Origin of the sequence: Nostoc sp. DedVER02, assembly GCF_034530675.2 — a bacterium.
Lineage (GTDB): Bacteria > Cyanobacteriota > Cyanobacteriia > Cyanobacteriales > Nostocaceae > Nostoc.
The window spans coordinates 61,878-88,574 of the sequence record NZ_JAVRCP020000005.1 but is presented as its reverse complement, the minus strand read 5'-3'; the positions used below and the strand labels follow the sequence as shown (position 1 = coordinate 88,574).

The window sequence follows — 26,697 nt, the reverse complement described above, 5'->3', positions numbered from 1 at the left end:
GAATTACAAAATCTGTTGCAATTCCTCAATAGTATTTGCAGTTACAATATTTCGTAAAATTGTCTTCAAACGCTCTAAATCCTGAATCTGGTTAATTTGTAGCATTAAGCTTAAGCCGCGATCGCCAAATTTCAACTCTAAATTAATTTCAATCGCAGAAAGTATTCCTTGCAGTTCCCCGCGTGCTTCTCCGCGTGCTTCTCCGCGTGCTTCCCCTTCGCGTAAAATTTCTTGATACCAAGGTGACTCACGTAATACCGTCATATCCCACCTCATGATTTCTTGAACGAGTGTATTCTCTAAAACAAACGTAGCAAAAAAAGCTAGAACTGTTTCCAGTTGGTTGAGTTCTTCATCAGCACGGAGAATTTGCAATGCTTCTCTAATAATAGATTCATTTTCACCACCTTTGAGGATAGGTACAAATGGCAGTAAGGATGGTAAGGGTTGTTGAAAAGCAATATTGACATCAATTTCCCACAGATTAATCACCCGATAATCTTGTATTGCCCGTAATCCGGCAATATTTGATGTAAAGCTTGTGGGTATTTCGTTGTTACCAGTTTTCAGAATATTGACCAGAACGGGATATATTGGTAAGTTATATTTTTCTTCCGCAAGTGCAGCATAAGCACGCATCCGACGCGGCATTTGGGATTTATAGCGTAATTGCAATTCGTTGAGAAGCAAAAATTCTCCATGTTGGAGACTACTGACACGGATTAAAACATCACTTTCCCGGCTAATCCACTGAAATTCACTATTGAGAATTTCCCCAGCAACAATATCAGGAATTTGTGTTACCCATCTTGCCCAGTTATTAGGTGCGAGACTGATTAATTTTTTGGTACTAACATCAGCAGGCTGCGTCATTAAGGTATAGATGCACTCAGTAAGTGAGATTTATGGTAACTTGAAATCTTAGATGGAATTCATGTAGACAAAATTTGCACAAATTCATCTAAAGAATTTACAGCGATCGCGCTATCCATTAAAATTTCTAATTGTTCCACATTCTTGCCCTCAAGCCTTACTTCTACCTCATGAGAAATTTCGCCAAAGCGTTGTTCCAATACTCGGATTAACTGCCGTCGCGCCCCCTCTTGAATACCTCTTTGCTCAATCTCGTGATACCAAGGCGATTCTCGCAATACTGCCATATCCCATCTCATCATTTGTTGCACTAAAGGCGTGTCTAGAACAAAGCTAGCAAAAAATGCCAGCAATGATTCTAATTCGTTCAACTGTCTATCTGCTCGTAGCGCCTGTAATGCGCGTTGCACAACTGATACCTCTCCCCCTCCTCGCAGAATTGGCACAAAGGGTAACAACGACGGTAGTGGTTGCTGAAACACTATTTCAGCATCGATTTCCCACAAATTAATCACGCGATAATCTTGGATGGCACGTAATCCCAAAAATTCCTGTTCGTAACTGTTGACAATAGTTAAGGTAGATGAAGGCGGTAAAATGTTGATCAGTACTGGGTAAGTTGGCAAGCGGTAGCGTTCTTGTGCTAGGGCTGTGTATGCTCTCATCCTTAGAGGCATCTGTGTTGTGTAACGCAGTTGTAGTTCATTTAATACTAGAAAATCCCCGTGGGTGGCACTGTATGCCTTCACCAACACATCTGTCTCCCGACTAATCCAGTGAAACTCAGAACCCAAAATTTCTTTCGCCACGACTTCAGGACGCTGTGTTACCCACTGTACCCATGCATCGGGAGCTAAATTAATTAGTCCCTTGCTACCAATATCTGCTGCTTTTGCCACAGGACGCTTGATATATTTATCAGTAATTAATAGTACATCATAAAGATTGCAGTATTCTGGCGTTTTTTTTAAGTTGAAGCAATGTCTACGATGGGGTACAGTGATACACTGTTTTAAGAAATGTATGATTGATGTATGTTAGGTTTTGAATCAACATTTCTGGATGTAAACCGCCGATGAAAGCCGATAGTAGACCAAACTATACAATTCTAGAAGTTCAAGAACTTGATGTTAACTATGGCGGTATTCAAGCTCTAAAAAAGATTGATTTAATTATTCAAAAAGGTGAAGTAGTTACTCTAATTGGTGCTAATGGTGCTGGTAAAACCACTACACTCCGTGCCATAAGTAAAGTAGTTAATCCTAAGAGTGGTGAAATTATCTATAATGGACATAATATTACCCGCCGCCAAACTCACGAAGTTGTACAACTTGGTATTGCCCATTGTCCTGAAGGACGTAGAGTATTAGCACGACAAACAGTATTTGATAATTTACTTTTGGGTGCTTATATTCGCTCCAATCAAGCTGAGATCAAAGCAGATATTCAGCGACAGTTTGAGCTATTTCCACGTTTGTCACAAAGACGCAATCAACTAGCAGGAACTCTTAGCGGTGGCGAACAACAAATGTTAGCGATCGCTCGTGCTGTAATGAGTAAACCACAACTCTTACTTTTAGACGAGCCTAGCTTAGGTTTAGCCCCTGCGATCGTCCGGGAAATCTTCTCAATTATTCAAAATCTCCGTGATACAGGGGTGACTATTTTGTTAGTTGAACAAAACGCTAATCTGGCATTGCAAATTGCCGATCGCGGTTATGTTTTAGAAGCTGGTTCTATTACTTTAACAGGCGCAGCATCAGAATTAATTAGTGATGAGCGAGTTAAAAAAGCTTATTTAGGATAATTAAATGATAATTTGGAAGGTACAAGTAAATGGTAAAATCACCAACTAAAACTTTAACCTTAGAAGAGTTTTTGAAACTACCATAAACAAAGCCTAGTTTAGAATACATCAACGGTAAAATTATTCAAAAACCAATGCCACAAGGAAAACATAGCAAATTACGGGGTGAGTTATTTAGTGCTATCAATGAACTAGTTGAAAGTCGAAAAACTGCCTTTGCTTTCCCAGAATTGCGGTGTACATTTGGCGGACGTTCAATTGTGCCAGATGTAGCTGTGTTTGCTTGGGAACGGATTCCCATAGATGAACATGGAGATGTTGCTAATGTCTTCAATACTTATCCAGACTGGACGATTGAGATTCTTTCGCAAGATCAAAGCCAGACTAAAGTAACCGGAAATATTCTACATTGCTTAAAACATGGTAGTCGCTTCGGTTGGCTGATTGATCTAGATGAGCGTTCTGTTTTAGTCTATCCACCAAAGCAGCAACCAGAACTTTTACAAGAAGAACAATAAATATTACCAGTTCCAGATTTAGTTAGCGGGTTTCAGTTAACTGTAGGGCAATTATTTGGATGGCTTAAGTTATAAACAGTTGTATCAATCATATCTTGCTTTGGGAATACTAAAAGTAGTAATTTACCGAAGTTAGAGCGAGATAATGGATTTCGTAAATTTAAGAAAAACGGGTGATAGTTGGGAATTTGCAACTGAAGCTGATTTAGAAGATTTTGTCTGGGCGAATTTAAAAGAGCTTTTCGGATTAATCCCGCTAAAGCGACAATATTATGTTAAAGGTCAAATTTGCGATATTTTATTTTAGCATTGAGGGAAAATAAACAGTTAGTAGTGTTGGAATTGAAAAATTCTGAAGATAGATATATTGTTCAGCAGCTAACTCGATATTATGACGCTTTACTGGAAGTAAAACCTTTAGAAGACGAAATAGACTATCAACAACCTATAAGCTTAATAGCAATCAAGCCTAGTTTCCATAGAGATAACTTTATAGATAAAAAATATCATAATTTATCTATCGATTTTTTTGAATTCACTATTTTAGCAGAGGAATTTAACTATTATTTCCAGATAAGAAATTTGGATTTACATAATGAAAAAGTTTCCAAAATAGAAATTTCTCATCAGGACAGAGAGAGAAATGAAAATATACCTTCACCTTCTAGAGGGCTGATTAACCGTCTAGCTAAATGCTCTTCTGAACAACAAGAAGGAATATTGAAAATTCGTCAAAAGGTTCTTAGCTTTGATAAACGGATGGAAGAAATAGCTTCTGGTGTTAGTTTTAAATATGGGAATGGTAATAGTAAAACAAGTAAGTTTTGTGTTGAATTTTACTTTGATAGTAAAGGAATACCAATCATATTTTTATGGTTAGGTTTAAAAAATAATAGTAGCGATCGCATAAGTCGAGCAAGAATTTGGACAGATTGGCAAGGTAATGCTTTGTTAGAAGGATATGTAGCCATTGGAATTGGAGCAAAGATGAATTCATACAAGAAAACACTTTCAAATAGAGTAGAAATCATGAATGAAATAGCAGTAAATAAAAATTCACTTTATCGAACAAATAAATATTTTAGCCAATATTCTAAGGATAGAAACAGGATAACGAGAAAACTTAATAACTTAGAACCTTTAACACATGAGGAAAGGCAGTTACTAGAAATTGATGCAAATGAATTTACTTTGGTTATCGGGGGTGGAAGACTTAACACATATAAATTTGATCGCTATGATTCTCTAAATGGATTAGTTGATTTAGCTTTAGAAAAATGGCGAAAAAGGCTATAGCAAAAGTATTACTATTGCAATCTTAAACATTTCAGCAGATTACTATAGTCGATATTGCTTTAGATACTTGGCTAAAAAGGCTTTAAGTAAAACTATATTGACAACATTTATAAGTTTTCCAAATCATTAGTATTATTAAATATTATTACGATTTTTGTCATATATTAATATTTGCAGCCCTCCTTGCAGATATCTATATATTTGTTTAGCGGCGAATTCTATTCACCGGAATAATCAAACCTATGAGTCAAATAGTCTGGATCGCAAGACACGCCAACCGCCTCGATTTTGTAAACCCCGACTGGTTTCTCACAGCCGAACGACGCTACGATCCGCCCTTGTCTGATGATGGCATAGTGCAGGCACAACATTTAGCTAAACGATTGAAAAGAGAAAATATTGGCCATATTTTCGCTTCGCCTTTCCTGCGAACCGTACAAACGGCAAATGCAGTTGCAGAAGTGCTTAACCTGCCAATTAAATTAGAAACAGGCTTGAGTGAATGGCTAAATCCAGTTTGGATGACAGAAGAACCCGAAAGACTCTCAACTCCAGCTTTAGCAAAATTATTCCCCAGAATTGACACCAGCTATACTTCGCGCATCGCCGCCAAATATCCTGAAACTCATGAAAAAGTGCGAGAACGTTCTGGGCAAACTGCCAGATGTTTAGCTACTGAGTTCTTCCCAGAAGATATCCTGCTTGTAGCACATGGGGCATCTGTATTGGGGGGAGCAATGGGGCTAGTGGGGGAAATTGCCAAAACAGAAGTTAAGGCTTCTTTGTGTTCGTTGGTAAAAGTGGTACGCGAAGATCCAGAATGGTTATTGGAACTAAAGGGAGATACTTCCCATTTAACCCACATAGAGGAAGTGATTCGATTTGCCTAAACCTCTGATAGATATTTGTGTTCATAGCTTCTGCTACTTTGGGTATATCCCACAAATCAAGTAATTAATCCCCGAATAAGTTCTATGACATTGTTACTAGCAGGAGACATCGGCGGTACGAAAACTATTCTGCGATTGGTTGAAACATCAGATTCACCAGCTTTACATCCTATTTATCAGGAAAGTTACCACAGTGCTGATTTTCCCGATTTAGTACCGATAGTGCAGCAGTTTTTGGTCAAAGCTAATACACAAATACCAGAAAAGGCTTGTTTTGCGATCGCAGGCCCCATTGTCAAAAATACTGCCAAGCTGACCAATTTAGCCTGGTTTCTAGATACCGAACGTCTACAAGAAGAATTGGGTATCCCGCATATTTCTTTGATTAACGACTTCGCCGCCATTGGCTATGGCATTTCAGGTTTACAAGAACAAGACTTGCTGACGTTGCAAGTTGGTAAATCTCAACCTGAAGCCCCCATTGGGATTATTGGTGCTGGTACTGGCTTAGGACAAGGATTTTTAATTAGACAGGGAAACTACTATCAAGTTTTTCCATCAGAAGGTGGACACGCTGACTTCGCCCCTCGGAACGAGATCGAGTTTCAACTGTTGAGATACCTGCTGGGTAAACATGATATCCAGCGCCTTTCTGTGGAACGGGTAGTTTCTGGAATGGGAATTGTGGCAATTTACCAATTTTTGCGCGATCGCAAATTTGCCACAGAATCACCAGATATTGCCCAAGTCGTCAGAACTTGGGAACAAGAAGCCGGACAAGAAGAGAAAAGTGTCGATCCTGGTGCTGTAATTGGTACAGCCGCACTAGAAGGGCGCGATCGCCTTTGCGAACAAACCTTGCAATTATTTATCGAGGCTTATGGTGCAGAAGCCGGCAATCTCGCCCTTAAACTCCTACCTTATGGTGGTTTATACATCGCTGGTGGGATTGCGCCCAAAATTCTCCCCTTAATCCAAAATAACGGTTTCTTGTTAAACTTCACCCAAAAAGGCAGGATGCGCCGCCTCCTCGAAGAGATACCCGTGTATATTATTCTCAACCCGCAAGTGGGGCTAATAGGTGCTGCTTTATGCGCTGCTAGGTTATAACAGCTAGCATCATCAGTGAGATTGGTATCTCAAAAGGTAAAACTTATGACAGTTAAAAGTCTGTTACCATTAATCGCCGCCACCCTTATCTGTGGTGGTTCTGTTCTCGTGGAAGCGCGTCAACCCAAACCTCCCTCGGCTGTTGTTAAACCTAAGCCAACCGTCTCGAAACCCGTGCAGCCACAATGGAAAGTATACACGGCTCCAGATGGGCGCTTTACTATTTTGATGCCGGGAAGACCCAACAGAAATACCGAATACCAAAAAACTTACATGGGGGAAATTACTTTAGAAATATTTGCCGCCCAACCGCCAAAACAGGAAGTAGCATACATAGTTGCTTACAATGATTTTCCTTATAGTTATGGTCAAATAACTGACCCCCAAGCTGTACTTAATAATGCCAGGGATATGGCTTTAAAGACTACGAAAAGCAATTTAATTAGTCAACGAAATATTCGTAGTTATAATAATCATCCTGGTAAAGAAATTAAGTACATCAATTCTGGAGGGAAAATCACTATAAATAGAATGTATATTGCCCAAGGAAGACTATATCAAGTAATGGCAATAACTACAAAAAAACAGCAAAAAACATTAGCTAAAACTATTACTGGGTATTTAAATTCCTTCAATGTAGTTTTGAAAAACTGAAAAGGCTTAATTAAAATACCTCTTTAATTTAACTACGCAAAATCTACGAATAAAAAGATCCGCGACTTCTGCAAAAAGTCGCGGATCTGGGATGATCGCTGGAAAGTAAATCAAACTATAGGAATCCGGTTTGATTTGAAGAAAATATCCGTAGGATGTGAGCGCAAAGAGTACGGCATCAAACCCATGATAATAGTGCGTTACGAACTCCGTTCTAACACAACGCCAGTTGCTACAACGGATAGCGCAGCGTTAGCGAGTCATTGAGCGTCGGGAACCTCCGCAACGCACTGGCTCCTCTACAATATCTAATTTCGTTCAAAAATCAAATAGTAATCTTTAGATGTTACTCACTAGTCCCTAAAGTCACCCATTCAGGTGAAGACATACACAAATACTAATACATAGGATAAAGGAATATTAAGCAACCATGAAGCTTAATTATACGTCTAGTTATTAGTTTAGTAATAAAAATTTAATCCCAAAATACCAACTCGCTATTCTACACTTGCCCTTTAACTAAAAGGTACTAGTACACAGCAATATTTACAGGCTTCTATAAAATACTATGGCTACTCACATAGAAATTCCAGTTATTGGCAAAGTTAAGTATCCATTACGCTGGCTAATTGGGGTGATAGCAGGCGGTGCTTTGGTTGTTGGTACAGTCACAACCTACACCCTGATAAATCAAGCAACAAACAAAGACGATATTGCTCAATTAACTGTGCCAGTGGCAGCGCAAAACGTCACCTTGCGGATTACAGCTAGTGGTAAAGTCGTACCAGTTCAGAGCGTAAATATTAGTCCCAAGAACCCTGGAGTGTTATCGCAATTATATGTAGAACAAGGCGATCGCATTGAACAAGGGCAAATCCTCGCCCGCATGGATAGTGCCAGCATTGAAGCCCAGAGGAGTCAGTACCGAGCTAACTTAGCCCAAAGTCAAGCACAACTAGCCGAAGCCCTTGCTGGTAGTCGTCCTCAAGAAATCGCTCAAGCAAAGGCGCGGTTAGCACAAGCTCAAGCCCAGCTAGCCGCAGCCAGAGCCGGTAATCGTCCCCAAGAGATTGCCCAATCTCAATCCCAAGTGGATGCGGCTCAAGCAAAGGTGAACTACACCAGCGAACAGGTAAAGCGTTACCAATATCTATATAAAGAGGGAGCAGAGAAAAAACAATTACTCGATCAAGCTATCAGCGAAGACAAAAGTGCTAAAGCCAGTTTAGAAGAAATTAAAAAACGATTGTCATTAGTCCAAAGTGGCACTCGGACTGAGGAAATCGATCAACGCCAAGCTGCTGTAAATGAAGCCCGGGCTGCATTGATACTATTACAAGATGGCACTCGCTCTGAAGAAATTGTTCAGCGCCAAGCAGCTGTTGCCAGTGCTGAAGCTCAATTGAAGGGCGTGCAAGTCCAGTTGGAAGATACAATTATTCGCGCCCCGCTTTCGGGAATTGTGACGCAAAAGTATGCCGAACCGGGAGCCTTTGTCACACCTACAACTTCTGCTTCTACGAGTGCGTCGGCAACTTCTAGTTCAATTGTCGCCGTAGCACGCGGATTAGAAATATTAGCTCAAGTTCCCGAAGCTGATATTGGCAGAATTAAACAAAGGCAGCAAGTGGAAATTGTCGCTGATGCTTATCCCGATCGAGTTTTTAAAGGTCATGTCCGGCTGATTGCTCCAGAAGCAGTGGTAGAACAAGGTGTGACATCCTTTCAGGTGCGGGTTGCTCTAGATACTGGTACTGATAAACTGCGTTCTGGCTTAAATGTGGATCTGACTTTTTTAGGCGATCGCGTTAATAATGCTTTAGTCTTACCAACGGTGTCAATTGTCACTGAAAAAGGCAAAACTGGCGTACTTGTACCAGATGCAAATAATAAACCCCAGTTCCGTGAAATTACAGTTGGGGCACAAATCCAAGATCAAACTCAGATATTAGAAGGGCTTAAAGAAGGCGATCGCATTTTTGTTAATCCACCCAAAGACTACAAAATCGAAAAGGCAAAAGAAAAGAGTAATTCGTAATTATTAAAAGATGAATTTTTTAGAAAGTGTCCAAATGGCAGGGAAAACCCTGTTATCAAATAAATTGCGTAGTGCCCTCACTATGTTGGGTATCGTTATTGGTAACGCCTCAGTAATTGCCATGATTGGCATTGGTGAAGGTGGGCAAAAGTACGTTAATAAACAGTTGGAGTCATTAGGGCCAAATGTGCTGTTTGTACTGCCAGGTAATCAAGAAACTCAGCGCATCTCCTTTGAAGTACCAAAAACTCTGGTGTTACAAGATGCGGAAGCGATCGCTTCTCAAGTTCCAACAGTAGTAGGAGTTGCACCAGAACTAAATAGAAGACAGGTAGTTACATATCGCAATAGAAACACTGATGTCAACATCATTGGTACAACTCCCAGTTTCATATCAGTGCGGGATTTTGAAACTGCTAAGGGTCGGTTTTTCTCTGAGGTAGACATCAAACGCAGCAATCAAGTCGTGGTGCTAGGTGGAGACTTAGCAGAAAAACTATTCGGTAATAGTAACCCGATTGGTCAGCAATTGCGAGTTGGAAATACCAGCTTTCAAGTGATCGGGACGTTAACAGCCAAAGGTTCTAGTGTAGGAGCAGATTATGATGACGCTGCTTTAATACCGATTACAACTTCAGCAAACCGACTTGTAGGAAAGAATTCTCCCTATGGTATTTCTTTAGATTACCTCGTTGCAGCCGCTCGTGATTCAGAGAGCGTGGATGCAGCAGAGTTTCAAATTACTAATTTGCTGCGTCTACGGCACAAAATTAATGGTGAAGATGATTTCACCCTTCGCTCTCAAAAGGATGCCTTGCAAACTGTTGGTCAAATTACAGGTGCATTGACAATTATGCTAGCTGCGATCGCAGGTATATCATTGTTTGTCGGCGGCATTGGGATTATGAATATTATGCTAGTCTCCGTTACCGAACGCACCCAAGAAATCGGATTGAGAAAAGCGATCGGCGCAACTGAGCAAGATATTTTGCTCCAGTTCATCATTGAAGCAGTGATAGTTTCCGCAGCTGGCGGCTTAGTTGGGACTGCGGTTGGTATCAGCGGCATCCTATTAGTTGGAGCTTTGACACCTTTAGAAGCAAGTCTTTCTCCTGTAGCGATTAGTATGGCAGTTGGTGTTTCTGGTGGTATTGGTTTATTCTTTGGCGTTGTTCCTGCACGTCGCGCTGCTAAACTCGACCCCATTGTGGCTTTGAGAAGTGCTTGATGGCGATAATTAATCTTCCTGATTAGATTGACGTAAAGAGATATTTGTTAGGTAATTCACTAAATCATTTTGACTATTAAAATCCAACAGCGCCTCAGCTAAATCTTCTAGTTGAGCGATGGATAATGTGCGAATCTGCTGTTCTATCTCCGGAACTTGTATTTTACTACAGTGCGCTAAATCTAAGACATTACTTGATTAAAATACGTTAGCGATCGCTATAATCACATCTCTACCAACTAATAACTAAAATCCTTATGGCAAACACTATTTCAATTACCGATTCTCTAGTTCCCAATCACGTCCCTAAATCAACAATTATTCGTTTAGAGAATATCTTTAAAATTTATGGTATTGGTGAAACCGAAGTCAAAGCACTCAACGATGTAAATTTGACTATCCACCAAGGCGAATATTGTTCAATTATGGGGCCTTCTGGTTCAGGTAAATCTACAGCTATGAATATTATCGGCTGTCTAGACCGACCCACAGGCGGACATTATTACTTAGATAATATTGATGTGGCCCAAATGGACGATCGCTCCTTAGCGCACATTCGCAATAAAAAGCTGGGGTTTGTCTTCCAACAATTCCATTTATTACCCCAACTAACAGCATTAGAAAATGTGATTCTGCCAATGTTGTATGCTGGCGTAAATCCAAAAGAAAGAAGCGATCGCGCCACCGAAGCATTGACGCGAGTGGGTTTAGCAAATCGCCTCAACAACAAACCCACTCAACTATCTGGTGGACAACAACAAAGAGTAGCGATCGCTCGAGCAATTGTCAATCGTCCTGTAGTCCTCCTAGCCGATGAACCCACCGGCGCACTTGATTCACGTACAACCCAAGAAGTCTTAGATATCTTTAGCGAACTCAATACCACTGGAATCACCGTTGTCATGGTGACACATGAGCCAGAAGTTGCCCGTCAAACTCAGCGCATCGTTTGGTTCCGCGATGGTCAAGTGGTACACTCTAACCTAACTCCATCTGACTTAACTCAGCTGGCAATGTCCTGATTAAGCTTTTGAGTGCTGAATGCTGAGTAAGAAAAAAAGTACTCAGTACTCAGCACTCTTCATGCTTAACAGGTAACACTCAACAGTCAACATGAAATCTCTTTTAGAGATGGGATGAGCTTACAAACTCGGTGTTTTTCCAGTTTCTGCTTGCGTTGCGATCGGCTTAACATCGGTGTAACCTACTTCACCAGATATTGTCCGAAAAATCGAAATTTGCTCATCAAAATCTAATCCTTCAATCTGAGAAAGCAAATCGTTAATTGCCTGACTCGGCTCGTAGCTAGCTGGTAAGTCAACCACCTTATCGCCCATAGCTACTGCCCAAGCATACCAAACTAACAGCTGGTTATTTTCTTTTATCGCCCCATAAGCACGAGAATATTCTGTATCTTTGCGGTTAACAATATCCCGCATAATATCTAGTTGCTGCTCATCAGATAACTCAAAATAATCTCCCAGCAGAAGCGGTGCTAACTCAGGTTCAGCAGCAGCAGGAGCCGCTGGGGTAATAGAATCACCCATTTTTTTATAAACCAAATAGAACCAAGCTAACTTTGCATCGGTATCTAAATTGTTAAAGGCATCTACCAATTTTTGAGTTTCATTGCTCTGGGCTTGAGAAATAGTTTTATCGTAACTTGCAGTCATAATTGTATTTCCAAAGAAATTTTACATGCCAAACTAAGGACTACCAAAGTTTGAGTATCAGCTTCTACTATCGAGAGAAAGAGTTATATTAATTGCAAATTACGGCTTTAATGTGTCTTTTAATAGAGGTAAAGTCTCTCCTAAAGGAGCAGGGAAAGAGCCAATTATCTTGTTATGCTTTTTCTAGTAAGCAATAAAAATTTAACTTAAGGAATTTAATTATGCCTGATGAAGTAAAGCCCAATGTTAATGAAGCTCCCACTCATGATGCCCAATTAGCTGCCGAAAACATAGCTAGTGGTGAAGAAAAAGCGCCAAGTGTCAATTTTGATGCTGATTATGCAGCTGCACAAAAATTCAGCGTGAGTGAAGTCGATCGCACAGGTGAAGGTGCAAACGCCGCTGAAGCAGCTACTGCACCTAAATATCAAACCTCTACACCAGTAGACACAAAAACTCAAGCGCAGTCAACTGGTAATCCTGATGATTATGTCGAGTTAGCTAAAGAAGTTGGGACTTCTAAGACTGAGGGTGTAGCTAATGTCAGTGACGATCTAGTAAAAGAAGCTTTGGAAAAAGGCGAACGGAAAAATTAAGTTTTTCTGATATCTTGCTATTTTGTAGGGTGGGCAATCTCACAGGTATTAAAATTGAAATTTTCGGTATTGGTAGACATGTCCCGCCCTACTGTTTTGCTCGATAAATAAAATCGATAGTAAAAATTTGGACTATCGAATTTTTAATATTAACTAATTAATGACTATTCATCACTTCTAATAGTTCACTAGGTTGCTTAATTAAATAATCTGGATTTTGTTTGGCTAGTACTTCAGGTGAGTTAAAACCCCAAGTTACTGCAATTACTTGAATATTTGCTTTCCTTGATGCTTCTATATCTCTAGTTTCATCTCCAACATAAATAACTTCTTGAGGTTGGAGTTGATTTTGCCTCAGTACATTATTAATTATGGTTGTTTTACCAAAAATTGTAATTCCTGAGTAGATAAAATCAAAGAGGTGATTTAAATCATTAATTGTGAGAAATTGTGTAACATTTTCTTTAGAGTTAGAAGTGATAATTCCTAGTTTATATCCTTGATTTTGTAGTTCTATTAGTGCTTCTTTAATTCCCGGAATTGGCTTTAATTCTGGGATTTTATTTTTTAATTCTCCTTTAACTTTTTTAACTAGAAAAGGTATTTTAAATAGAGAAACTCCTGAATACTTAATAATTTCCCTAGATGTTAAGTTTTTAAGGAAGCCTAATTGCTCTGGGCTGATATGCCTATAACCAAAGTCTACAGCTAGACGATTAGCAATACTTACAAGGGCATCTACGGTATCAGCAATAGTGCCATCAAAATCAAAAATAATTACTTTCGGGGTCATTATTTGCCTGGATGCGTCAAGATTAGCTAGGGCGTTGCGTCGTAACATTTCTGGCTTAATCCGCCGCAAGGCAGATGCTGGAAATCTGTTATCCCACTCCCGATCTGAGATTTGGGCTAATTCTAGCAGCTTGGGAGCAATATTCACTGGATTTGGTTGAAACTCTGAAATATCAGTTGTTTGGGCAAAACGTTGATTCCAAGGACAAACATCTTGGCAAATATCACAACCAGCAACCCAGCCTTGCAAATGGGGTGTGAGTGTCTTTGGCAGTTTGTCATCCCGATTTTCAATTGTATGATAAGCGATGCAGCGATTAGCATCGACCACAAAAGGCTGAGTAATTGCACCTGTAGGACAAGCTTGAAGACAACGAGTACAGCTACCGCAGTGTTCTGTGTGCGGGCGATCGCTCTCTAGTTCCAAATTGGTCAACACTTCTCCCAAAAATACCCAAGAGCCATATTCCCGTGTAATCACATTACCATTTTTGGCAATCCAACCTATTCCGGCTTGTTGAGCTAACACTTTATCTTGCACCGGGCCAGTGTCTGCATAATAACGAACTCTTACACTTTCATCTAGCGATTCCAGCCATGTCGATAGCTGCTTGAGTTTTTTATGCATCACTCTGTGATAGTCCCTTCCCCAACCATAGCGGGAGATTTTGGCATAAGCCTTGCCTTTGGGACGTTGATGTGGTGTGTAGTAATTTAACGCCACACTTATTAGCGATCGCGCTTCTGGCATAACTAAACGGATATCCTGACGTTTTGGGTTAGCCATCCATTTCATATCGGCGTGATAACCCAGTTCAATCCATGCTTGTAACCTCTGCGCTTCTGTAGCATCTATACTATCTACAGCAGCAATTCCAACTTTGTGAAAGCCCAACTCGCTGGCTTTTTCTTTCACTACATTGCTGCTTGTTACGGAATACTGACTCATTTTTTTATTTGGATCTTGCCTAAATCAAGGCTTGATTATTATACATTGCCTAGTCAATAGCTTTAATTAATATTTGTTACTTTCTCTAGATATAAATTTTATTTATTCAGGACTTACACAAAAAATAGCCCAAACTTTGATTTCTAGTAAGGGCAATTCATGAATTGCCCCTACCAGGTATACTGTTGCGTAAGACCTATTATTGCAATGCAACACCTCTACTTCTATCGTGAGGAAGATTTACCAGTATATAGTAATCTACCTCAACAGCAGCTTTCTTTTTAGCAATTTTTGTAGTGAAATTAATATTTAGCTAGCATAATCTAGATAATTTTATGATCGAAAATGCAAAGAATAGAAACCCCTAAATTTATTTATGGGGATCATTAATTTTGAATTTTGAATTTTGAATTCGGAGCGAAGCGACGTGACCTCTGCTGAATTTATATCGCCAGCGCAGTTAAAAGAAGAATTCCAGATCGAGGGAATTACGGAAACCAGCGTACTGCGTTATTTTGAAACCTTAAATGCTGGAGAATTTGAGGAAACTGCCGCCTTGTTTGCGGTAGATGGTGTGATGCGTCCACCATTTGAATCTGATATTGTGGGGACAGATGCGATCGCAACCTACTTAAAACAAGAAGGGCAAAACATTAAAGCTTACCCCAGCACAGGAATAGCCGAGACTTTAGACACTGGCGAGATTCAAATCCAGGTGACGGGTAAAGCCCAAACTTCCTGGTGTAGTGTCAATGTCTTGTGGCTATTTATCCTCAACCAACAACGGCAAATTTCCTATACTCGAATCAAACTTTTAGCTTCTCCCCAAGAACTACTTTCTTTACGTCAGGAAAAATAGCAAATAATTATAATCTGTTAGGAAATGTTTGATACTACCCAAATTCAAATCTAGGCATCAAAAATTCCTATAAATAACTTTTGTCTATTTGACTAATTCGGGTAAAGTAGCTTGTAATTTAAGACAGTTTGCACCATCAATTTGCAACTGGTAATCTACTTTATCCATGAGACGATTCATAATTAGCCATCCATAACCACCTTCTTGTTTTTCCAGAGGGTTTGGAGCGTAATAGTTAGACATATCAAAACCTTCGCCGTAGTCCCAAACTTCTAGAGCCAGATCCCGGTCTTGCACTTCCAAACGTAGTAAGATTGGTAAATTTGGTTTATCTTTGTGGGCATGACGGACTGCATTTGAGTAGGCTTCCACCAAAGCCAATCTCAAACGACTTGATTGCCTCGACCAATCTACAGATTCTCCTAGCTGGATTTTCAAACATCCCAGCAACCAGTTTTCGACAATATTCAGAAAACTCAAGTCACTTGGTACATGAAGCTCACTTTTCATCACTTACAAAATCTCCAGTGAAAGTATAGTTTGATCGTCTTCTTGAATGTGGTTATCTGCCTGGATGCGAGCTAGTAAATGGTTGAGAGAAAGCGGTTGTTCCTCTTGTTGTAAAAGTTGCCAAAGACCATCTTGATTTAACATAGAACGGTTCACGTCCTCACCACCAGACCCGGTTTTTACTGTTAAATCAGAATCATTTGAGATCATTGCTTCTGTAATTCCATCACTGGCTAGTAACAATGTATCTCCGGCAGCGAGAACCAAACGACCAGACTGTGCCTGCCACTTGGGTAAGATTCCCAAAGGAACGCTGCGGACTTTGAGGTAATTAGGATTGTTGGCTAAAGCGTCTTTGCGTGACCATAGCAGTGGATAGATATGACCGGCATTAGTGTAGACTAGTTCCTTAGTGCTAGGGGTATAACAAGCTAACACAAGAGTGACGAAATAATTGTTGCTAATTAAATCTTCACTCAGAGCGTGATTGAGGTTTTGCATAACCACATTCGGCTCGGCTGGTGTTTCTTGAGATAATTCCCGGCGCAAAACTGAAATAATACTAGCCATAAATAAAGCGGCTGGCACACCTTTCCCAGAGACATCACCCACTGCTAACCATAAATCGCCTTTGGGATGAACAAACACTTCAAATAAATCGCCTCCTACTTCCCGCGCCGGATAACAGCAGGCTTGCACTTTCACACCTTTGATGTCAGGTAAAGTTTGGCGCAGCAGGTTGTATTGAATTTGCCGAGCCACTTCCAATTCATTATGAATCTGCTGTTGCTTTTCTTGAAGGCGCTGGTAGAGTTTTGCTTGAGAGAGGGCTAAGGCTGCTTGTTCGGCAACACCTGCAATGAGTTGGATGTCTTCATCTTGCCAGGGGCGATCGCGTCCCCATTGATGGAGAGCTAGCACAGCCAACAAATGCTGTTGGTAGCTAAGTGGCACAACCAAATGGTGACAGGGGTTGCCCTCGTATATTTCTTGAGTAAGTTGATAATGACCCGTTTCCAGCACTTTTTCAATTAAAACACTGGGGTCGAAGAAGCAATCTGATACATTGGATTTAGGGTCGCGGTATGAAAACTCGTCTTGGATCAGGCGATCGCCCTCTACTGGTCTGAGCAAGCAACTGCTAGCATCAAATGTTTGTCCAATGGTTGCTACAATCTTTTGCAGCATACTATCGTAATCTAAAGACTCCCGAATTGCGGTTGTTACGGCATTAAACAAAGATTCTCGCCGTAAAGCCCGACGCAACTCTTGTGTGCGCTTTTTGACTACGCGATAGGTATCGGTAGCTTGCTCAACTAATGCCCTGAGTTTATCTGGATTCCAGGGTTTGGTAATATACTTAAATACCTGACCAGAGTTAATAGCATCCACCAAATCTTCGACATCAGTAAAACCAGTTAACAAAATCCGAATCGTGTCTGGAAAGCGCTCCACTGTTCGACTAAAAAATTCGGTGCCATTCATTTCTGGCATTCTTTGGTCAGAAATAATTACGGCCATTTCGCCAAATTGGTCTAAGATTTCCAGAGCGCCAAAGGCATGATTGGCTTTATATACTTGAAAATCTCTTCTAAAAGTACGGTAGAGTAAATCTAGGTTATCTGGCTCATCATCTACCACCATGAGCTTAAGTTTTTCGACCCCTGTCTCAGCCATATTAGACTTTAGTTTTCAGATGTTTGAATGGCGATATAGTGTGATGTTTATCCCACCTAATAAATCATAGAAAATTAGAGAAGTCATTCACTTTCAAAAAATCGCTTTCTCAAAGTTGTGAGTTTCTCTAGATCGTTCTCAATTGCTCCACATCAAAATTACCTTTACCCAACTAACCCAGAACGCAAGGCGCGGACTGCTGCTTGGGTACGGTCATCGGCACATAGTTTATTCAAAATATTGCGAACGTGAGTTTTAACAGTCCCAACAGTGATATAAAGTCTTTCGGCAATTAGTGCATTACTACAACCTTCGACAATCAACTGTAGCACTTCTAATTCCCTTTCTGTCAGGGTGTAAGGTTGAATTCCTTCCAGATTCTCGACATCATCCGGGTTAGAAGCAATAGTCTTGTTATCTACAAAAGCTGATTCCAACTTTTGAGGATTTTGTTGAGCTTGTTGTAATACAATTCGAGCGATCGCTGGATCGATCCAGGCGTTGCCATTGTAAGTTACTCTCACTGCTTCCAGCAAATTCTCAAATTTGATATCTTTCATACAGTAAGAGTCTGCACCAGCAGCAAAAGCTGCCAAAACAGCTTCTTTATTATCCCGCAGCGTCAAAATTAACACCTTTGTGGCTAGCTGCTGTCCATTAGTAGTAGATTTTACCTCCCGTGTTAACTCAATGCCATCTTTATCTGGTAAACCAATATCTACAATAGCAATATCTGGTTGTAGCATTTTTAACATTTTTAGTCCCTCAACAGCATTAGCAGCTTCACCTACAACTTCAAGTTCATCCTTTTGGATTAACGCTGTCCGAATACCTACACGAGTGAGGTCATGATCTTCAATCAAAACAATACGAATTTTACTCATAGCCAACTTCAGCCCGTTACACTACCTTAACCATAAAGTCTAGTTTCGTGACATACTTCCACACTCACTGCAAGCAGTATAGTGGAGACTTCTGTTCCCGAAACCAGAGTTGTGAGTTTAACGTTTTATACTGAGTGAATATTACACCTTGATAGTAAAATTTGCACTGATTTAGCATAACCACAAGGGTTCTGAGGAATTCTCACTTCTACAACCGCAGGCTTGTAGAGTTAAATCTTAAGTTGGAGAGGATGTGAAGTTTTCTATTCTTGCAGGGTAATAGGGATCTTTCTGTAGTTGAGTTCTAACCTAAAAAAAAATTTGATAAACTTAACGTTCAAGGAAATCTGGTGTGAGAGTTACTCAACAATAGGCTATGTCTAAAGGCAATCAAGCATTTTCAGTATTGGGAATACCAGTTCATGTGATGGCTAACTATCCAGCCTGGTTGTTAGAATGTCTCCAGCAAGGCAGAGGAATTCATGTAGTAACGCTCAATGCAGAAATGACTATGCAGGCAGAGCAGAATCAACTCCTCGCCCAGATCATTAAAAATGCTGAACTAGTAATTCCAGATGGAGCCGGGGTTGTTCTGTATTTGCGATGGTTATTATGGCAAAAAGTGCAGCGTTTTCCGGGGATTGAATTAGCAGAAAAACTTTTGCAAGAACTTGGACAACAGAAGACAGGGGCAAAGGTATTTTTTTATGGAGCAGCGCCTGGAGTAGCCTCAAGTGCGGCAGATTTTTGGCGGCAGCAAATTCCAGATTTGAATATAGTAGGCACTCATTCAGGCTACCATTCCCCAGAAGAAGAAGCACAATTGAAACAAACTCTCGCTCAATTGCAGCCGCAAGTGATTTTTGTCGGTTTGGGAGTGCCACGTCAAGAGTTATGGATTGCCGAAAACCGCCATTTGTGTCCCCAAGCAATTTGGATTGGGGTTGGTGGTAGTCTTGATATTTGGTCAGGAACTAAAACTCGCGCTCCCGCCTGGTTAGGAAATAATAATTTGGAATGGTTGTATCGCCTTTATCAAGAACCTTGGCGTTGGCGGCGAATGTTGGCTTTGCCAGCTTTTGCAATGAAATCGTTTGTTTATCGGTTGACGGCAAAAGGGGCAATTAGTTAAGAGTGGGGCATGGGTAAGAAGCAGGGGAGCAGGGAGCAGGGAGCAGGGGAGCAAGGAGAATAACTATTCCCAATGCCCAATTCCCAATTCTAAGTGTTATTACTTGGTTAATCTTAAAGGCTGTAAAAATTTTAAATTTTCTTTGTTGAATTTTAAATTCCCAGGCGAAACCTGGGAATCCTTATTTTTGAGAGGAATGTCACATCTAAGCTGACTAGCTGTTTAGTTGTGGGTATAAGGAAAATTTAACAATGCCAGTATTAACGACTCAAGTTAAGACAAACAAATCCGTTCATAGAGAGAACTGTAAAACTCAACAGCACGGTAGTAATACTATTGCAAAGGTAACATTACAATCTGTAAGCAAGACCTATGCTAATGGCACTCACGCCTTGTTGAATGCAAACCTTGAGGTAAAAAAGGGAGAATTTCTGTTTATTACTGGGCCAAGTGGTTCTGGTAAATCTACGCTCTTGAAAATGTTGTATGGCCAGGAGTTGCCTACAGAGGGGGAAGTAATTGTTGATGAGTGTAATATAGCGGGTTTACGGGGCGATCGCTTGTCATTATTCCGGCGACGCATTGGCATTGTGTTTCAAGATTACAAACTGATTAGCCAACGAACAGTCGCAGAAAATGTAACTTTTGTACTGCAAGCTCAAGGGTATACCCGTAAAGAAATTCAACGACGTTTAGAACCAACCTTAAAGCTAGTGGGTTTGCTGAGTAAAGCTGACTGCTTCCCAGATCAACTGTCTGGAGGAGAGCAACAACGGGTGAGTATTGCTAGGGCGATCGTTGGTACACCGCCCCTGCTGTTGGCAGATGAGCCGACTGGAAATCTCGATCCAGATAATTCCTGGCAAGTGATCCAAATCCTCCAGAAGTTAAATTCCTTTGGCGCTACGGTAATTGTTACCACCCATGATGAACAATTAGTGCGGCGGTGCAATCATCCGGTAGTGCAAGTTCGTAATGGACTGCTGTCTCGAAAATAAGTATTGGGGATTGGGGATTGGGGATTGGGGATTGGGGATTGGGGATTGGGGAATTGGGAATTAATTAGGACTCATCATTCAACAAATGACAAATGACAAATGACAAATGACAAATGACAAATGACTAATAAACGTGATGTTTAACTTTTGGTGATATGGGTACAAAAGGTACTGCTGTTTTCAAGGGGAGTGCTTGTAGGCGATGGTCTGCGATCGCATCCTGTTGATCGCAAGCTTGTAAACTCTTAAAAGCTGCGTCTCGGATTGCAACTTCCTCTTCTCGACTTAGTAAGAGTTGTAAGCATTCAACTACATCTTGCTGCACTGAAGGATCAACTCGCTGACGGCTGATGAATTTAGTTAGTTGACGTAGGGCAATCAATCGTTTCAATGGATCTTTGTCTGTTAAATTCACCAACAACCGATCTAGGTGGTCTTCTTCTCGATTTTCATAGAAGTTGACAAATTGCCATACCAATAAAATTAAAGTTAATAGGGTTCCTACACCTTGGACGATAGCACCAGCAGCGATCCAAGAACTGCGAGAGTCGATCCAAATTGCCGCGGCCATGTAAGTGATAACAGTCGCAAGACCACCACTAATAACTGCTAAAACTAATCGACGATTTGAACTATTTAAGAACTTACGTATTTTAGACCAGTGCAATTGCCAGTCCCACTTCTGCATTGAGTAAACCAATACCATTACCCCAATGCCCATTAAGAGAGCCAATAGCAGCATCCAGTTCCACAAGAACATTGCAACAAAAATTGTCAGGAACCCAAGAAAGCCCCCAGGCCCAGAGAAACGCTTCAATTGTTGCTTTGTAGCTCCCTTTGTCTTGAACAATGGATGCGACCAGTTCCAGTTGGGGATTTGGTTGATCAATTGCTGCCAATAAGACGAAGCCTGTGCCAAAGTGTTTACCTACTTGATTACGAAATTACATATTGTCTAAGTTTGACTAGAAATGAAGCAAGGGTGAAGACCCAAACTACGAAATATCCGGTTTTTATCGACGGATAGTAGACTAGTACAGCATGGCGCAAATAAAGATACCATTTAAAATGGCTCAAAGCAAGGGCTTAACAATTCAAAATTCAAAATTAAAGACATTTTGCCTACGCTACGCGATCGCAAACAGACGCGGATTTAAACTTTAACTGTAGCAAGATCATCGTAGGGTAAGTAAGACTACGTATAGCAGATGGGTCTTAGGTATTAAACCCTTTGACTTACGATCAAAGCTTTTTACAGACAAAAACGAAAGTTATCAAGGGTGAATTGACCATCAAAAGCACAGAAGGTAACGCTGTAGATGTTATTCACATTTATAGATAATAAGGTATTGGGGGAAATTGCGGAGTCTGAATTGGCAAGATTAGCGGTTGGTAGTGCAGATTGTCCGAGGAGTTGGCGATCGCGATCGTAGGCGGAAAGTACTAGCCGTTGCGAACTCGTTACAAAGGCGCTAACCGAGTTCACCGGACGTAAAAAAGTAGCTTCTAAAAATCCGCTTTTGGGCGCTCCCATTAAGACTGTTAGCCCTGAATAGCTGGGAAATGCTGGATTTGATGGCTGTATGGCCAGAGAATTGTGAAAGATTACTCCCCAGTGTTCATACTGGCGCTCTACTGCTTCAAAACACTTCAAGTCTTCTAAGTCTAAACAAATACAAGTAGGTACAGCCACACTGACATCATCAATAGCTGACTCGCCCTGATTTGCCCAAGCTGAAGCTTTAATTTCATTTTGTATATTAAACTTGTCAAGCGCAAATTGAGCGTCTTCAATCATTAGTAGTTTAGTTGATTGAAGAGTAGCCTGCTTTCCCATGACATCCCGCCTTTACAATTAATTAAATGAATAATCAGATTTAGTAATATATCAAAAACTACTGTTTCTATATACAAAACTAGAATTAATAGCTTGTGAAGATAAGCATTTTGAGTTTTCTTGATGCTCAAAATAATCTATGAGTTTTCTGATAGACTACCATAAAAACTTATGTTTTATTCACGGTTTAGTGATCCTCGCTACCAGATAAAATGCCTATAAAACAGTAGTTACAACGTTGATTTACTTTTTGTTGCTAAAAAAAATCACCAAATCTTTATAAGTAATCCAATAATTTTATATTTACTTAATCTAACGAGAGCGAGAAGCTCTAGAGTGGTTGGTTCGCTGATAATAGGAGTGAGGAGTTTGAACTAAATAAGTAAGTATTCTGGAATGACCAAAGAAGATGCGGTGAGGCAAGGCAACGATCAAATCCTCTCTCAGTGTCCCCGCATTCACAGGTCTATTGTGTTACTTGTGCAATTAATTACTACAATCAACAAAAAATAATTATGTTTCAACCAGTAGGATTTAACCAAAGCTCGATAAATACCTCACTAGGTAGGATGGTATATTATACTGCCTCTGGATCGCCTTGGCAGGACAATATAACTGCCAACGAGGAGCGGGAAACTTTGGTATTTCTGCACGGCTTTGGTGGTGGATCTTCTGCTTATGAGTGGTCGAAAGTTTATCCGGCTTTTGCTGCTGAATATCGAGTCATTGCGCCCGATTTAATTGGCTGGGGTAGGTCTGAGCATCCGGTACGGAATTATAATATTGATGATTATTTAACCACGATTCGGGAGTTTTTTGAGCAGACTTGTACTGGGCCAGTAACTGCGATCGCTTCTTCTTTGACCGCAGCCTTTACAATTAGGGTAGCAGCAGCTAATCCTGATTTATTCAAGTCTTTAATTCTCACTACCCCTGCTGGACTTTCAGACTTTGGCGAAAACTACTCGCGTAGCTTTTTTGCCCAGTTAGTCAGCGTTCCCGTTGTTGACCGTTTAATTTACAGCACTGGAGTAGCTACCAGTGGAGGTATTCGCAGTTTCTTAGAGCAACGGCAATTTGCTCAATCTAATCGAGTGTATGAAGAAATTGTAGATGCTTATTTACAATCCGCCCAACAGCCGAATGCTGAGTATGCAGCACTGTCATTTGTCCGTGGCGATTTATGCTTTGATTTATCTCTTTACATTCAACAGTTGACCACGCCTACTGCAATTATTTGGGGACAAAAGTCAGAATTTACAGGGCCATCAATTGGTCGCCGCCTCGCCGAAATGAATCCCCAAGCAATCCGATTTTTTCAACAATTGGAAAATGTAGGGTTAACACCACAGTTGGAAGTACCGGCAGTCACAATTGGGTTAATTCGCAAATTTTTGCCTTTGCTTAATTAGTGGAATTAGTGGTTTTTTATTTTCTCTCTTAGAGATTGCTTCAAAAGTCTAATTTAGCTCCTAGAAGTCTTGGCTATACGAGATTTTACCCACTAGCCTGCGGGAATGCTAAGGGCAAACGTGGGTTAGTTTTTCATGTTTTTGGCGTAGCTAAAGTAATTTTATGTAAGTAGGTCAAATTAAATACCTCACCCTGCCTCCAGCTTCCCTTTTCGATACTTTGGAGAGGGATTGAGGGTGAGGTTTGATCTTATATTTAATTACGCCTACTTACTTAGTAGAAAATTCTCTTCGCTCAATACTTTACTTTCATTATGGTATTGAAAATGACTATCCTATCTAACCTGAGTTGATAAATTGCTAATTACACAAACAAAATAAGCCATAGCAAATTATAATAGCGGGTAGATTATCTGATGATTATTCCAGAGCCAATTAAAAAATTTATCAGATGGATACAAGGTTTTGACCATCATCTTTTACAGAATGAAGCTGATGTAAAAGAAAAGCTTATTTTGCCAATGTTTCACCATCTCTGTTATCCAGAGAAATGTTATCGTGAATACCCTTTAAAAACATCTAAATTAGGAAAGTACGGCAAAACTTCCGAAATTGCTCAGATTTATTATGCTACAGATGAGCTTGAGCAACAAAATACAGATACTTCCCTTGTTTTTATTGAACTTAGAGAACCACAAAAAAACAAATTAGATGATCCTGCTGACCAAGCTAAATTTTATAGTGAGTATTTTAATACATTATTTTTTATTATTACTAACGGATATGAAATAAAGGTTTTTCAACGGTCGTGTTGTGATCAAAAGCTAATATTTGATATAAATATAGATGTGCTAAAAAATCATGATATTGCATTAAATTTTTATAATAAACTAAACTTTAATTTTGTTAAAAAGCTTGATAAGAATACGGTAAGTGTTTTAACTGCTAATAAATATAATTTAATCGAAAGATTCCTCAGACAATATCCTAAGTTACAGGATGTTTTAGAAAAATGTGATTTTGAGCCTTATTCTACTAAAGAAGGCTACCGCTTAGTTGTTGTGAAGAAGAAAGTAGCGATCGCATGTAATTTACCCAAGGCTTTTGGAGAGGGTAGTTGTGAAATAGAGTTCAGCAGCCTTATTTTGAAAGGTTTAAAAATTTACTTAAATCATCAAGATATTTTAGGTCAATTAATGACTGGATTGCACACCCAACCAAATTGGGGATGTCGTCGGTTTTTTAAACAGTTAGATAGAAATAATTTTGAGGTATATTTAGGTCAAACAACTCTAATTTTATCAGATAAAGAAACAGCAGAATTATGTTTATGTATTGATGGTGTTTGTCAAGAATATAAAAATTTAATCATTGAATTTGAAAATAGTTTAGAAACATGGAATTTTGAATTTGTAAATTTCTCAGGGAGTCGAGGTTTTATCCTTTTTTCTGTAAGACAAGAACTATGGAATTTAATGCAGCAGTTTGCTAATGAATTTGATTATACTAAAGGCAAGTCAGAATGGCATCTGTTTCATAGAAATAATATGTCAATTCGAGTGAGTGGAGGAATTCGCGATCATACATTTATCTTTTCTAAAATTGATATAAATTCTTCGTTATTACCTAACAATCAAATTAATATAATTTATGAGCTAAATGATGTTAATTTACAATCCATTGATAGAGAGAAATTTACCTCATGGCAGCAAGATATTGGAGTCCGGGGAACTTGGACGGCTAGATATACTAAGCAGTGGCTATTAGAGAAATATATTCCCAAAGTGATTAATTATTACTCACAAGAGTCTCAGATATCTGAAGCCGAATGGCTAGCAAAAATAACAAATTATACAAGCGATCGCGTGCTTATTTCAGAAATTGATAATATTAAAGATTTTGCACCTTATCTTCGTGATATCCAATCTTGGCTACATATATATATAGAAAACATTGCTGCTTCTCTATTGAAAGTATATTATCAAGCCTATACGAATTTGGTGCGTAATACTGATTCTTCCATAACAGGTATAGACTATATTGTAGGAAATTTGCGTCGGATTGAATGGAAAAATACACCAGAAGGAATGTCGAACATCACAGATTGGAAAAACTTGACTTTTAAACATGCTATTGACTGCTTAGATAAGCAAGTAGCAAGAATAAATAATTGTGAATACGAGAATAGTTTAAATGCAGATTTAATAACTCGAACATTTATTTGGATTATAGAAAATGGAAAAATTTCTTTCTCGCAAGCTCAATTAAATGCTGCTAAACAGGCTGTGCTACCACTTTGGGAACAAAGTCGCTTTGAGATGCGCCATGTATATCCGAATCGATAAAGCTACATAATATACTGTAAATTCAACACAAATCTAGGTAAGACATTTTCTCCTGATAAACTAGCTGGATTGTCTAATATTTCTACATCTTTCCCTGGACGATAAATTTCTACTCGCTGGTTTTTCCTATCAATTAACCATCCTAGTTGAACACCATTTTCGATATATTCCTGCATTTTCTCCCGTAACTCTTTCAAAGAATCAGTACGAGAACGCAACTCTATTACAAAATCAGGACAAATAGGGGCAAATTTTTCTTGTTGTTCTGGGGTTAAAGCGTTCCACCGTTCAATTTTTACCCAAGAAGCATCAGGAGAACGTTCTGCACCATTGGGTAGCGTGAAGCCAGTTGAAGAATCAAAAACTTCGCCTAAATTACTTTCTGAATTCCAAATAGCTAATTGAGTGGTAATCTTAACATTACGTCTGCCAGTATCACTACCTGTAGGTGGCATAATTAATAATTCCCCTGATGCTGTACGCTCAAATCGATAATCGCGGTTTTTCTGACACATCTGGAAAAACTGCTCGTCAGTTAAATCGATTTTCAATTTCAGTGTACAAGGGAACGTGGTTGTAACAGCGTCCATAACCTATCCTGAACATCTTTACTTTCTAG

At 39.7% G+C, this 26,697-nt stretch carries 26 protein-coding genes and 2 pseudogenes; 16 read left to right on the top strand and 12 right to left on the bottom strand.

The genetic code is table 11. The annotated features are described in order from the left end of the window. Window positions 1–3: 3 nt before the first annotated feature. Window positions 4–873: an Rpn family recombination-promoting nuclease/putative transposase gene (locus RMZ41_RS08505; RefSeq protein ID WP_322644503.1), complete on the bottom strand. Its 870-nt coding sequence runs from the start codon at window positions 871–873 to the stop codon at window positions 4–6. 59 nt (window positions 874–932) lie between these two features. Further along, window positions 933–1,772, bottom strand: a complete 840-nt coding sequence (locus RMZ41_RS08500) for an Rpn family recombination-promoting nuclease/putative transposase (RefSeq protein WP_322644504.1) — start codon at window positions 1,770–1,772, stop codon at window positions 933–935. A gap of 176 nt (window positions 1,773–1,948) precedes the next feature. On the opposite strand from RMZ41_RS08500, the gene RMZ41_RS08495 reads away from it, so the two are divergent. The 9 genes and pseudogenes from RMZ41_RS08495 to RMZ41_RS08455 all read left to right on the top strand — a co-directional run bounded on the left by RMZ41_RS08495 (window position 1,949) and on the right by RMZ41_RS08455 (window position 10,414). Beyond that, a complete protein-coding gene (locus RMZ41_RS08495) occupies window positions 1,949–2,680 on the top strand; it encodes an ABC transporter ATP-binding protein (protein WP_322644505.1) in 732 nt (243 codons plus the stop codon). Window positions 2,681–2,709: 29 nt separating this feature from the next. After that, a pseudogene (locus RMZ41_RS08490) lies at window positions 2,710–3,273 on the top strand (Uma2 family endonuclease). 70 nt (window positions 3,274–3,343) lie between these two features. Further along, a complete protein-coding gene (locus tag RMZ41_RS08485) occupies window positions 3,344–3,505 on the top strand; it encodes a hypothetical protein (protein WP_322644506.1) in 162 nt (53 codons plus the stop codon). A gap of 35 nt (window positions 3,506–3,540) precedes the next feature. Then, complete coding sequence (locus RMZ41_RS08480) at window positions 3,541–4,494, top strand: hypothetical protein (protein ID WP_322644507.1); 954 nt, start codon at window positions 3,541–3,543, stop codon at window positions 4,492–4,494. Window positions 4,495–4,736: 242 nt separating this feature from the next. Next, on the top strand, window positions 4,737–5,384 hold the full coding sequence (locus RMZ41_RS08475; RefSeq protein WP_322644508.1) for a histidine phosphatase family protein: 648 nt from the start codon (window positions 4,737–4,739) through the stop codon (window positions 5,382–5,384). An 84-nt stretch (window positions 5,385–5,468) separates the two neighbouring features. Then, complete coding sequence (locus RMZ41_RS08470) at window positions 5,469–6,494, top strand: glucokinase (protein ID WP_322644509.1); 1,026 nt, start codon at window positions 5,469–5,471, stop codon at window positions 6,492–6,494. Between the two features lie 45 nt (window positions 6,495–6,539). Continuing rightward, window positions 6,540–7,148: a hypothetical protein gene (locus RMZ41_RS08465; protein WP_322644510.1), complete on the top strand. Its 609-nt coding sequence runs from the start codon at window positions 6,540–6,542 to the stop codon at window positions 7,146–7,148. A 568-nt stretch (window positions 7,149–7,716) separates the two neighbouring features. Further along, entirely contained in the window at window positions 7,717–9,186 is a 1,470-nt protein-coding gene (locus tag RMZ41_RS08460; RefSeq protein ID WP_322644511.1) for an efflux RND transporter periplasmic adaptor subunit, read from the top strand. Window positions 9,187–9,196: 10 nt separating this feature from the next. Further along, complete coding sequence (locus RMZ41_RS08455; protein WP_322644512.1) at window positions 9,197–10,414, top strand: ABC transporter permease; 1,218 nt, start codon at window positions 9,197–9,199, stop codon at window positions 10,412–10,414. A 9-nt stretch (window positions 10,415–10,423) separates the two neighbouring features. On the opposite strand, the gene RMZ41_RS08450 is transcribed toward RMZ41_RS08455, so the two are convergent. Continuing rightward, window positions 10,424–10,561: a DUF4351 domain-containing protein gene (locus RMZ41_RS08450; protein ID WP_322734523.1), complete on the bottom strand. Its 138-nt coding sequence runs from the start codon at window positions 10,559–10,561 to the stop codon at window positions 10,424–10,426. Window positions 10,562–10,671: 110 nt separating this feature from the next. Here RMZ41_RS08450 and RMZ41_RS08445 point away from each other — a divergent pair, with 110 nt between their 5' ends. Then, entirely contained in the window at window positions 10,672–11,436 is a 765-nt protein-coding gene (locus RMZ41_RS08445; protein WP_322644513.1) for an ABC transporter ATP-binding protein, read from the top strand. 120 nt (window positions 11,437–11,556) lie between these two features. Here the strand turns inward: RMZ41_RS08445 and RMZ41_RS08440 are convergent, their stop codons facing one another. Continuing rightward, entirely contained in the window at window positions 11,557–12,087 is a 531-nt protein-coding gene (locus RMZ41_RS08440) for an orange carotenoid protein N-terminal domain-containing protein (RefSeq protein ID WP_322644514.1), read from the bottom strand. A 221-nt stretch (window positions 12,088–12,308) separates the two neighbouring features. Here RMZ41_RS08440 and RMZ41_RS08435 point away from each other — a divergent pair, with 221 nt between their 5' ends. After that, window positions 12,309–12,683: a hypothetical protein gene (locus RMZ41_RS08435; RefSeq protein ID WP_322644515.1), complete on the top strand. Its 375-nt coding sequence runs from the start codon at window positions 12,309–12,311 to the stop codon at window positions 12,681–12,683. A 157-nt stretch (window positions 12,684–12,840) separates the two neighbouring features. On the opposite strand, the gene RMZ41_RS08430 is transcribed toward RMZ41_RS08435, so the two are convergent. Then, entirely contained in the window at window positions 12,841–13,476 is a 636-nt protein-coding gene (locus tag RMZ41_RS08430) for an HAD-IA family hydrolase (RefSeq protein WP_322644516.1), read from the bottom strand. Beyond that, window positions 13,451–14,424: pseudogene (queG, locus tag RMZ41_RS08425) on the bottom strand (tRNA epoxyqueuosine(34) reductase QueG). Before queG ends, RMZ41_RS08430 begins: the two are co-directional and overlap by 26 nt. A gap of 427 nt (window positions 14,425–14,851) precedes the next feature. Here queG and RMZ41_RS08420 point away from each other — a divergent pair. After that, window positions 14,852–15,283, top strand: a complete 432-nt coding sequence (locus RMZ41_RS08420; protein ID WP_322644517.1) for a ketosteroid isomerase family protein — start codon at window positions 14,852–14,854, stop codon at window positions 15,281–15,283. A gap of 84 nt (window positions 15,284–15,367) precedes the next feature. Here the strand turns inward: RMZ41_RS08420 and RMZ41_RS08415 are convergent, their stop codons facing one another. From RMZ41_RS08415 to RMZ41_RS08405, 3 genes are all read right to left on the bottom strand, one after another. Next, a complete protein-coding gene (locus tag RMZ41_RS08415) occupies window positions 15,368–15,793 on the bottom strand; it encodes an anti-sigma regulatory factor (protein WP_322644518.1) in 426 nt (141 codons plus the stop codon). A 3-nt stretch (window positions 15,794–15,796) separates the two neighbouring features. Then, a complete protein-coding gene (locus tag RMZ41_RS08410) occupies window positions 15,797–17,470 on the bottom strand; it encodes a SpoIIE family protein phosphatase (protein WP_322644519.1) in 1,674 nt (557 codons plus the stop codon). A 164-nt stretch (window positions 17,471–17,634) separates the two neighbouring features. Next, the gene (locus tag RMZ41_RS08405) at window positions 17,635–18,354 is read right to left on the bottom strand and encodes a response regulator transcription factor (protein WP_322644520.1); all 720 of its coding nucleotides are present in this window, start codon (window positions 18,352–18,354) and stop codon (window positions 17,635–17,637) included. Window positions 18,355–18,730: 376 nt separating this feature from the next. On the opposite strand from RMZ41_RS08405, the gene RMZ41_RS08400 reads away from it, so the two are divergent. Together RMZ41_RS08400 and ftsE are read left to right on the top strand one after the other, a co-directional pair. Further along, a complete protein-coding gene (locus tag RMZ41_RS08400) occupies window positions 18,731–19,486 on the top strand; it encodes a WecB/TagA/CpsF family glycosyltransferase (protein WP_322644521.1) in 756 nt (251 codons plus the stop codon). A 251-nt stretch (window positions 19,487–19,737) separates the two neighbouring features. Continuing rightward, window positions 19,738–20,484: a cell division ATP-binding protein FtsE gene (ftsE, locus tag RMZ41_RS08395; RefSeq protein WP_322644522.1), complete on the top strand. Its 747-nt coding sequence runs from the start codon at window positions 19,738–19,740 to the stop codon at window positions 20,482–20,484. Between the two features lie 124 nt (window positions 20,485–20,608). Here ftsE and RMZ41_RS08390 read toward each other — a convergent pair whose 3' ends face one another. Both RMZ41_RS08390 and RMZ41_RS08385 read right to left on the bottom strand, forming a co-directional pair. Further along, complete coding sequence (locus tag RMZ41_RS08390; protein WP_322644523.1) at window positions 20,609–21,403, bottom strand: armadillo-type fold-containing protein; 795 nt, start codon at window positions 21,401–21,403, stop codon at window positions 20,609–20,611. A 333-nt stretch (window positions 21,404–21,736) separates the two neighbouring features. Next, window positions 21,737–22,321: a hypothetical protein gene (locus tag RMZ41_RS08385; RefSeq protein WP_322644524.1), complete on the bottom strand. Its 585-nt coding sequence runs from the start codon at window positions 22,319–22,321 to the stop codon at window positions 21,737–21,739. A gap of 515 nt (window positions 22,322–22,836) precedes the next feature. Between RMZ41_RS08385 and RMZ41_RS08380 the strand changes: the two genes are divergently transcribed. Beyond that, a complete protein-coding gene (locus RMZ41_RS08380) occupies window positions 22,837–23,733 on the top strand; it encodes an alpha/beta hydrolase (RefSeq protein ID WP_322644525.1) in 897 nt (298 codons plus the stop codon). A 416-nt stretch (window positions 23,734–24,149) separates the two neighbouring features. Beyond that, window positions 24,150–26,078, top strand: a complete 1,929-nt coding sequence (locus RMZ41_RS08375; protein ID WP_322644526.1) for a type I restriction enzyme HsdR N-terminal domain-containing protein — start codon at window positions 24,150–24,152, stop codon at window positions 26,076–26,078. Window positions 26,079–26,080: 2 nt separating this feature from the next. On the opposite strand, the gene RMZ41_RS08370 is transcribed toward RMZ41_RS08375, so the two are convergent. Continuing rightward, window positions 26,081–26,668, bottom strand: coding sequence for a Uma2 family endonuclease (locus RMZ41_RS08370; protein WP_322644527.1), 588 nt, complete (start codon window positions 26,666–26,668; stop codon window positions 26,081–26,083). Between the last annotated feature and the right edge of the window lie 29 nt (window positions 26,669–26,697).

Excerpts from the sequence above, each read along its gene's own strand:
- RMZ41_RS08485 (WP_322644506.1), top strand. The coding sequence starts at position 3,344 with ATGGATTTCGTAAATTTAAGAAAAACGGGTGATAGTTGGGAATTTGCA.
- RMZ41_RS08430 (WP_322644516.1), bottom strand. The coding sequence starts at position 13,476 with ATGACCCCGAAAGTAATTATTTTTGATTTTGATGGCACTATTGCTGAT.
- RMZ41_RS08505 (WP_322644503.1), bottom strand. The coding sequence starts at position 873 with ATGACGCAGCCTGCTGATGTTAGTACCAAAAAATTAATCAGTCTCGCA.
- RMZ41_RS08415 (WP_322644518.1), bottom strand. The coding sequence starts at position 15,793 with ATGAAAAGTGAGCTTCATGTACCAAGTGACTTGAGTTTTCTGAATATT.
- RMZ41_RS08410 (WP_322644519.1), bottom strand. The coding sequence starts at position 17,470 with ATGGCTGAGACAGGGGTCGAAAAACTTAAGCTCATGGTGGTAGATGAT.
- RMZ41_RS08405 (WP_322644520.1), bottom strand. The coding sequence starts at position 18,354 with ATGAGTAAAATTCGTATTGTTTTGATTGAAGATCATGACCTCACTCGT.
- RMZ41_RS08465 (WP_322644510.1), top strand. The coding sequence starts at position 6,540 with ATGACAGTTAAAAGTCTGTTACCATTAATCGCCGCCACCCTTATCTGT.
- RMZ41_RS08375 (WP_322644526.1), top strand. The coding sequence starts at position 24,150 with ATGATTATTCCAGAGCCAATTAAAAAATTTATCAGATGGATACAAGGT.
- RMZ41_RS08440 (WP_322644514.1), bottom strand. The coding sequence starts at position 12,087 with ATGACTGCAAGTTACGATAAAACTATTTCTCAAGCCCAGAGCAATGAA.
- RMZ41_RS08385 (WP_322644524.1), bottom strand. The coding sequence starts at position 22,321 with ATGGGAAAGCAGGCTACTCTTCAATCAACTAAACTACTAATGATTGAA.
- RMZ41_RS08380 (WP_322644525.1), top strand. The coding sequence starts at position 22,837 with ATGTTTCAACCAGTAGGATTTAACCAAAGCTCGATAAATACCTCACTA.
- RMZ41_RS08370 (WP_322644527.1), bottom strand. The coding sequence starts at position 26,668 with ATGGACGCTGTTACAACCACGTTCCCTTGTACACTGAAATTGAAAATC.
- RMZ41_RS08400 (WP_322644521.1), top strand. The coding sequence starts at position 18,731 with ATGTCTAAAGGCAATCAAGCATTTTCAGTATTGGGAATACCAGTTCAT.
- RMZ41_RS08495 (WP_322644505.1), top strand. The coding sequence starts at position 1,949 with ATGAAAGCCGATAGTAGACCAAACTATACAATTCTAGAAGTTCAAGAA.
- RMZ41_RS08445 (WP_322644513.1), top strand. The coding sequence starts at position 10,672 with ATGGCAAACACTATTTCAATTACCGATTCTCTAGTTCCCAATCACGTC.
- RMZ41_RS08470 (WP_322644509.1), top strand. The coding sequence starts at position 5,469 with ATGACATTGTTACTAGCAGGAGACATCGGCGGTACGAAAACTATTCTG.
- RMZ41_RS08460 (WP_322644511.1), top strand. The coding sequence starts at position 7,717 with ATGGCTACTCACATAGAAATTCCAGTTATTGGCAAAGTTAAGTATCCA.
- RMZ41_RS08455 (WP_322644512.1), top strand. The coding sequence starts at position 9,197 with ATGAATTTTTTAGAAAGTGTCCAAATGGCAGGGAAAACCCTGTTATCA.
- ftsE (WP_322644522.1), top strand. The coding sequence starts at position 19,738 with ATGCCAGTATTAACGACTCAAGTTAAGACAAACAAATCCGTTCATAGA.
- RMZ41_RS08475 (WP_322644508.1), top strand. The coding sequence starts at position 4,737 with ATGAGTCAAATAGTCTGGATCGCAAGACACGCCAACCGCCTCGATTTT.
- RMZ41_RS08435 (WP_322644515.1), top strand. The coding sequence starts at position 12,309 with ATGCCTGATGAAGTAAAGCCCAATGTTAATGAAGCTCCCACTCATGAT.